Source organism: Azospirillum himalayense (genome assembly GCF_042657465.1).
Classification (GTDB): Bacteria; Pseudomonadota; Alphaproteobacteria; order Azospirillales; family Azospirillaceae; genus Azospirillum; species Azospirillum himalayense.
The window spans coordinates 1-3,993 of the sequence record NZ_JBHSLC010000082.1; the positions used below are offsets into that span (position 1 = coordinate 1).

Annotated in this window: 1 pseudogene; it reads left to right on the forward strand. The window is 62.8% G+C overall.

Going from position 1 to position 3,993, the window contains the following annotated elements:
• Positions 1 to 1,183 precede the first annotated feature (1,183 nt).
• A pseudogene (locus tag ACFPMG_RS24815) lies at positions 1,184 to 3,993 on the forward strand (hypothetical protein); the annotation flags it as partial.

Genomic DNA, 3,993 nt, shown 5'->3' on the forward strand with positions numbered 1-3,993 from the left:
CTACGACGGCGATGGCATCGACGACGTGCTGTGGCGCCAGCAGGGCACCGACCAGATGGCCGCCTGGTTCATCCACAACAAGGGCGGCTCGGTCGGCATCACCGCCTACCTGCTCAACAGCGCCGCAGGATGGACCCCCGTCCGCCCCGCCGGCGATCTGGTTGGGGCCGGATAAGCGCCATGTTCACCGCTCCCGGCTCCCGCGTCAGCACAGTTCACGGGAGCCGGGACCTGCGCAGTTCCTGTTTACGACAAAGCCCCGCGGTGCAATCTTCGGAGAGGTCGTCCTTTCCGAAGATTTTTTGCGTGCAACCGTGCGCATCGAGGTTATCGATTCCAGAAACTGGATTGGGAGAACGGACTGCACAACGATCCCGACCAGTGTGGCGCAAACGGCCGTGGTCTCCACCAGCAAGGGTCAGGTGACCATCATATACACCGATGGTGGAAGCACGTTTAAGCAAGTCCTATCGGGGGCGCTGTCCGGAACCAGCCTGAAAACTCTGTCCAGGACCTTGACCGGCGTCGATTGCTACATCGAAGGACAGGAAGGAGGCTTCTCTCTCCTCCGCAGCTATTCCAACGTCAACCAGGATGTCTCGCCGGTTGGCCCCCCGTCCGCATGGCCCGGACCCTCGTAGGCGCCGGATGCAGCACGGAAGACAGAGGAGAGTTCCGCAACAAGTGGCGTCCTCCTTTTAAAAGGAAAAATTCTTGGCATCAGACGTACGCCGCCAATTATCCAGCTTGGGAACTTCCTCGTAACCTTGAGAGGCATATGACGCGTCTTGAGACGCGTGTCTGGTAGCATCGTCCTAAAATCCTGGGGCTGTTTTGCCAATCTGCTCTGCATTTTTCTTTCTAATTACCAGATTGTCTTCGCACTACTGGCTGAATACCCTGGCTATCCTTTTCGCAGGAGGGTCGAATGATCAGTTCTCTACATGAGTGCATCAATATGACAGCTGCGACTGATAAATCTCTATCTTAAATGGCTGTACATCTACTAAGGGTTACATAAACAACAATTACAACTAATATGCAGCCGGTTTCGACAGTCGACCGGCCGCTAATCCGTATTTTGTTCATGGAAAACAGAAATTGAACAGATGATTGACAGTTCCCTTTTTCATATACAAACTTCTCAGCCTTGACGATCGGCGAATCCTCGGTGGAGATTAATGTGGCTGTCTTGAATGGAACGTCCGGCAACGACACGCTCAATGGCACCGCCGGGGATGACACGATCTGGGGTGATGGTGGTGCCGATATCCTTGATGGCGGTGACGGCAGTGACCGGCTCAACGGCGGCAACGGCAACGATACGCTTTTCGGCGGGGCCGGGAACGACAGCCTGTTCGGCAGCGGCGACGACGACCTGATGAATGGCGGTCCCGGGGACGACACGCTTTCGGGCAGTATTGGAAACGACACGCTGGATGCCGGCGGCTCCGGTGTCGACACCTTCAACTACGACGTTTTGAGGGGATATTCAATCGGGGGAACCACCAGCTTCTATCCCATCGATTTCGACCTTCCTTCCCTGACCGTTGACAAGGGCGGTTTCGGCATCGACACGCTGATCAACAATTTCGGCCAAAACCCCGACCTCGACCAGATCACCGTCATCGGCACGGACCAAGCCGACCGCTTCACCTTCGACACCAAGGTGCCGTTCTTCGACGTGATCGGCGGCGCTGGAAACGACACCATCATCGCCCTGGGCGGCGTGGAGGGGCGCGTCTTCTACGACTCGGCGACCCAGGCGGTGAACGTCAATCTCGCCACCGGCGTCGCCACCGACGGGCTTGGGGGAACCGATACGCTGGTGAACATCCGTCGGGTGCGCGGCTCCTCCTTCGACGATACGCTGACCGGCGGCGACGCCGACGAACAGTTCGAAGGCGAAGGCGGAAACGATACGATCATCGGTGGCGGCGGATTTGATGCGGTGCGGTACCATAGGGCAACCAGCGGCATCGTCGCCAACCTCGCCACCGGCGTGATCCAGGACGGGTTCGGCGGCACCGACCTGGTGTCGGGCATCGAACGGGTGCGCGGCTCCAACTTCGCCGATCTGATCATTGGATCGGATGTGGACGAACGATTGGACGGCGACGGGAACGGTGGGGTGGACGGCAACGACACTCTGAACGGCGCCGGGGGCAACGACACCCTGAATGGCGACGCGGGCGACGACAGCCTGTTGGGGGGCGACGGCAACGACACTCTGAACGGTGGTTCCGGCAACGACACGCTGAGCGGCGACGCAGGCGACGATTTCCTAGTGGGCGGAATGGGCGCCGATCTGATCGACGGCGGTACCGGAAGCGACACCGCCGGCTATTACAACTCCGGCACGGGCGTAACGGTCGACCTGACCCTGACCGGCCCGCAGATCAGCGCCGGCGACGCCGCCGGCGACATCCTCATCAGCATCGAGAATCTCGGCGGCTCGCAGTTCGACGACCACCTGACTGGAAACGCCGGAAACAACGGCCTCTATGGCGACGGGGGCAACGATACGCTCGACGGCGGGGCTGGCAACGATTACCTGGAAGGCGGCTGGGAGGCCGACACGCTTGATGGCGGCGACGGCACGGACAGCGCCGGCTATTACAACTCCGGCTCCGGCGTAACGGTCGACCTGACCCTGACCGGCCCGCAGATCAGCGCCGGCGACGCCGCCGGCGACGTCCTCATCAGCATCGAGAACCTGATTGGGTCGCAGTTCGACGACCGGCTGACAGGCGACGGCCAAGCCAATTATCTGGAAGGCAGCAACGGCGACGACACGCTGGACGGCGGGGCCGGCAACGACACCTTGCGGGGTGGCGCCGGCAACGACGTGCTGATCGGCGGCGCCGGAACCATGGATCTGGCCGACTACCAGACTTCCCCCAACGCCGTGTCCGTCAATCTCGCCACCGGTCTGGTCCAGGATGGCTGGGGCGGCATCGATACCCTGTCCGGCATCGAGCGGGTTCGCGGCTCCCAGTACGCCGACACGCTGGTGGGCGGGGCCGGCAACGACCGCTTCGATCCGATGGGCGGCAACGATACCATCGATGGCGGAGCCGGCATCGACCGCGTCGACTACGTCAGCGACATCGGTCCGGTCCACATCAACCTCGGGACCGGCCAGGCGACGGATGGAACGGGCGGGCACGACGTGCTGGTGTCCATCGAGAACGGATCGGGCTCGAACTACAACGACATCATCATCGGCAGCACCGGCAGGAACACCATCAACGGCCGCGGTGGCGCCGACACGCTGACCGGAGGCGGAGGCGACGACTTCTTCGTCCAATCGCCGCAGGATCCGCTGGGCGGCATCGACCTCATCACCGACTTCAACGCCGGCGACAGCATCTACACCGACACGCTGGTGCTCAGCGGGTCGGTGACCGCCGGCAACGGCACCGGCGTCGGCCTGGGCGATCTGCAGGTCAGCACGGCGAATGGCGTCACCACACTCTACATCGGGGCCGACAGCATCCCCGGAGCGGATATCACCGTGCAGTTGACCGGGACCTTCCAGTCCAGCGACTTCAAGGTTTCGGGCAGTTCCATCTCGCTCGGCGCGGGCCGCTGGCACGGGCCGGACCTGACCGGCGACGGCACCGCGGACGTGCTGCTGCGCGACGCCGCGTCGGGGCAACTCGTCTTGTGGCGCATGGGCAACTTCACCGCCAGCGGCACGCTGATCACCGCCGTCGCCGCCCCGGTCTGGGCGGTGCAGGGGCTGGGCGACTTCGACGGCGACGGCAAGACCGACATCCTGTACCGCCACACCGGCAGCGGCGACATCGGCGTGTGGACGATGGACGGCACCACGCTGAAGAGCGCCGCGCTGGTCGGCAGCGGCCTCGACCCGCAATGGACGCCGGTGTCCACCGGCGACTTCACCGGCGACGGCAAGACCGACATCCTGTGGCGCAACACCCAGACCACCGCGGTCGGCCTGTGGGAGATGGACGGCGCCACGCTGAA